Genomic DNA, 3,550 nt, shown 5'->3' on the forward strand with positions numbered 1-3,550 from the left:
CGCCCGCGACGGCTCGTCCACATGCAACGTCCGCGGCAATATGCCCTCTTGCAGCGCCATGATCGCCTTGATGACCCCGGCGACCCCGGCCGCCGCCTGGGCGTGGCCGATGTTCGACTTCACCGAACCCAGCCAGAGCGGACGATCGTGGGGACGGTTGCGCCCGTACGTGGCGAGGAGCGCCTGGGCTTCGATCGGGTCGCCCAGCGAGGTGCCGGTCCCATGGGCCTCCACCACGTCCACGTCCGCACCCGACAACCGCGCATTGGCCAGAGCCTGCTCGATGACGCGCTGCTGAGACAGCCCGTTGGGCGCCGTGAGGCCGTTGCTCGCGCCGTCCTGGTTGATCGCCGAACTGCGCATCACCGCCAGGACGCGGTGGCCGTTGCGTTCGGCGTCCGAGAGCCGCTCCAGCAGGAGGATGCCGACGCCCTCCGACCAGCCGGTCCCGTCGGCCGAGTCGGAGAACGCCTTGCAGCGGCCGTCCGGGGCCAGGCCGCCCTGCCGACTGAACTCGACGAAGGCTCCCGGTGTCGCGATCGCCACCGCGCCGCCGGCCAGGGCCAGGCCGCATTCGCCGCGGCGGAGCGCTTCTCCCGCGAGGTGCATCGCCACCAGAGAGGACGAGCACATGGTGTCCAGAGTGATCGCGGGACCGTGCAGGCCGAGTATGTAGGCGATGCGACCGGAGGCGATGGCGGGGGAGGCGCCCGTGAGCACATGGCCCTCGACGTTCTGCGGGGCCGCGTACACGCCGGGCCCGTAGCCCGCGTAGGCGGCGCCGACGAACACGCCGGTCTGCGTGCCGCGCAGGGAACCGGGCGCGATGCCCGCCCGCTCGATCGCCTCCCAGGACGTCTCCAGCAGGAGCCGCTGCTGCGGGTCCATGGCCAGGGCCTCGCGCGGCGAGATGCCGAAGAACTCCGCGTCGAAGCCCGGCATGTCGTCCAGGAATCCGCCGCGCTGTGTGGAGGACGTATGCGAGCCGTTGCCGTCCTTGCCGAAGAGCGCGTCCAGGTCCCAGCCGCGGTCGGCGGGGAAGTCACCGATGGCGTCGGTGCCGTCGATGACCAGCCGCCACAAGTCCTCGGGACTGCGCACGCCGCCGGGGTAACGGCATGCCATGCCGACGACCGCGATCGGCTCGTCCGCCTGCGCCTCCACCTCGCGCAGCCGCTCCCGCGCCTGGCGCAGCTCCGCGGTGACCCACTTCAGGTTGTCGAGCAGCTTCTGTTCCGTGGCCATGGCCGCAATGGCTCCTTCGGCTGAGGCGGTGGGGTCGGATGGACGGTCAGGACTTGCCGAGCTCTTCGCGGATGAGGTCGAGGACTTCGTCGGCGGACGCCGATTCCAGGTCCTGGTGGTGGTCGGCCGCGTTGCCGTGCCCGTTGGTGTCGCCCCACTTGGCGAGGAGCACCTGGAGGCGTCCGGCGACCTTGCGGCGGGTGGCGGCGTCGGGGGACAGGCCGGTCAGTTCGGCGTCCAGCCGGTCGAGTCCGGCGAGTACCGAGCCTTCGGTGACCGCCCCGTCCGCCATCAGTTCGGGCCGGAGCAGCTCGGCGATCGCGCGCGGTGTCGGGTAGTCGAAGGCGAGCGTCGCCGGCAGCCTTACCCCGGTCGCCGCGGTCAGGCGGTTGCGCAGGTCGACCGCGATCAGTGAATCGAAACCGAGATCCTTGAACGGCAGGTCCGGCTCGACCGCGTCGGGTGAGCCGTGCCCCAGGGCGACCGCCGCATGGGAGCGGACCACGCTCATGAGCTCGGCGAGCTGGTCGGCATCGGGAAGCGTGGCGAGCCTGGCGCGCAGCTCGTCGGCCGCTCCGGCGCCATCGATCGCGCCGATGTCCGCGGCCGGGTCTGTGGCGCGGAGGTCCGGCAGATCCGAGATGAGGGGGCTAGGGCGAGCCGTGGTGAACGCGGCGGCGAAGGTCTCCCACTCGACGTTGGCGATGGACACGGAGGTCTCGTCGTGGTCGAGCGTCTGCCACAGCGCCTCGAAGGCGGACTCGGGGGCCATCGGCAGTTGGCCGCGCCGCCGCAGGTACTCGGCCACCTCGTCCTCGGCGGCCAGTCCCGCGTCGCCCCAGGCGCCCCAGGACACTGACGTCGCCGTCCTCCCCTGCGCTCGCCGCTCCTCGGCCAGCGCGTCGAGGTAGGCGTTCGCCGCCGCGTAGGCGGCCTGGCCTCCGCTTCCCCAGGTCCCGGAGTTGGAGGAGAAGAGGACGAACGCCGCCAGGTCCAGATCGCGGGTGAGGTCGTCCAGCAGCGTGGCTCCAACGGTCTTCGACCGGATCACCGTGTCCAGCCGTTCGGTCGTGATCTCGTCGAATGGTTCGTAGTCGACGACTCCGGCGAGGTGGAAGACGGCGGACAGCGGCGCATCCCCGGGGACCTCGTCCAGCACGGACAGCAGCGCATCCCTGTCGGTGATGTCGCAGCCGGCGATCGTGACGCGGCTGCCGAGCGCGCCGAGCTGTTCGGCCAGATCCGCCGCGTCCGGTGCGTCTGGGCCCTGGCGGCTGACCAGAACGAGGTGCTCGGCGCCGCGGGCGGCCAGCTCCGTGGCCAGAAGACGCCCGAGTGCGCCCGTCCCGCCGGTGATCAGGGTCGTCCCGTCCGGTGTCCACTTCCGGCGGGGCGACCGTCCGACCAGGGGAGCGCGGACGAGCCTGCGTGTCAGCACCCCCGACGGCCGCAAGGCCAGCTGGTCCTCGCCAGAAGCGTTCGTCAAAGCCTGGCAGAGCTGGTCCCAGGTGCGTTCGTCCGGGATCGCGGGCAGGTCGATCAGTCCGCCCCAGCGCGCCGGATGCTCCAGTGCCGCGACCCGGCCCATACCCCACACGTGCGCCTGGAGCGGACGCGTAGGCGGGGCGCCCGGCCCCGTACCGACCGCTCCCTGTGTCAGGCACCAGATCGGCGCGGACGTCTCGCGCTGGGCCAGATGGAAAGACTTCGCCAGGCCGCTCGGGACCGCGTGATGGTTCTCGTCAGGGGTTTCGTCCATGGCCAGCAGCGACAGGATGCCTTCGGCCGCCTCGTCGGACATCTCCTCAACGGACTGGACGATCCGCGCATCCACTCCACGCCGGACCAGCGCGGTGGTCAGCTCGACCGTGAGCGCATCGTCCTCGTCGCCGACGACGAACCAGAGGCCGGACGGAGCGAAATCACCGTCCGTCTTGAGCGGAGGCCAAGCCACCCGGTACCGCCAGCCGTCCGCCGCCGCTTGTCGTCGCTGCCCGATCCGCCAGCTTGCGAGCGCCGGCACGACCTCCGCGAGCGCCTCTTGACGGACGTCCAATACGGCGGCCACGGCGGGAACGTCACCGTTATCGACCGCCTCCCACAAGGCGTCGTTCCCTGAGTCTTCGCCGCCGCTACTCGTCGGCGTGTCGAGCCAGTAGTGGTGGTGTTGGAAGGGGTAGGTGGGCAGGTGGGTGGCGGTGTGGTCGGGTTCGGGTGGTTCGGGGGGTTCGGGTTGGTTGGGTTGGGTGGGTGTGTAGGTGATGGGGTGGTGGGTGTGGGTGTGTAGGTGGGCGAGGTTGTGGAG

Annotated in this window: 2 protein-coding genes; both read right to left on the reverse strand. The window is 71.1% G+C overall.

Annotation, left to right across the window (positions count from 1 at the left end; genetic code table 11):
* Window positions 1-1,245, reverse strand: a 1,245-nt coding sequence (locus ABWI07_RS43795; RefSeq protein WP_353822171.1) for a beta-ketoacyl synthase N-terminal-like domain-containing protein, incomplete at its 3' end; no start/stop codon positions are given.
* A gap of 46 nt (window positions 1,246-1,291) precedes the next feature.
* On the reverse strand, window positions 1,292-3,550 hold a 2,259-nt coding region (locus ABWI07_RS43800; RefSeq protein WP_353822172.1), incomplete at its 5' end, for an SDR family NAD(P)-dependent oxidoreductase.

This window comes from Actinomadura sp. NPDC000600, from assembly GCF_040492135.1.
GTDB lineage: Bacteria > Actinomycetota > Actinomycetes > Streptosporangiales > Streptosporangiaceae > Spirillospora.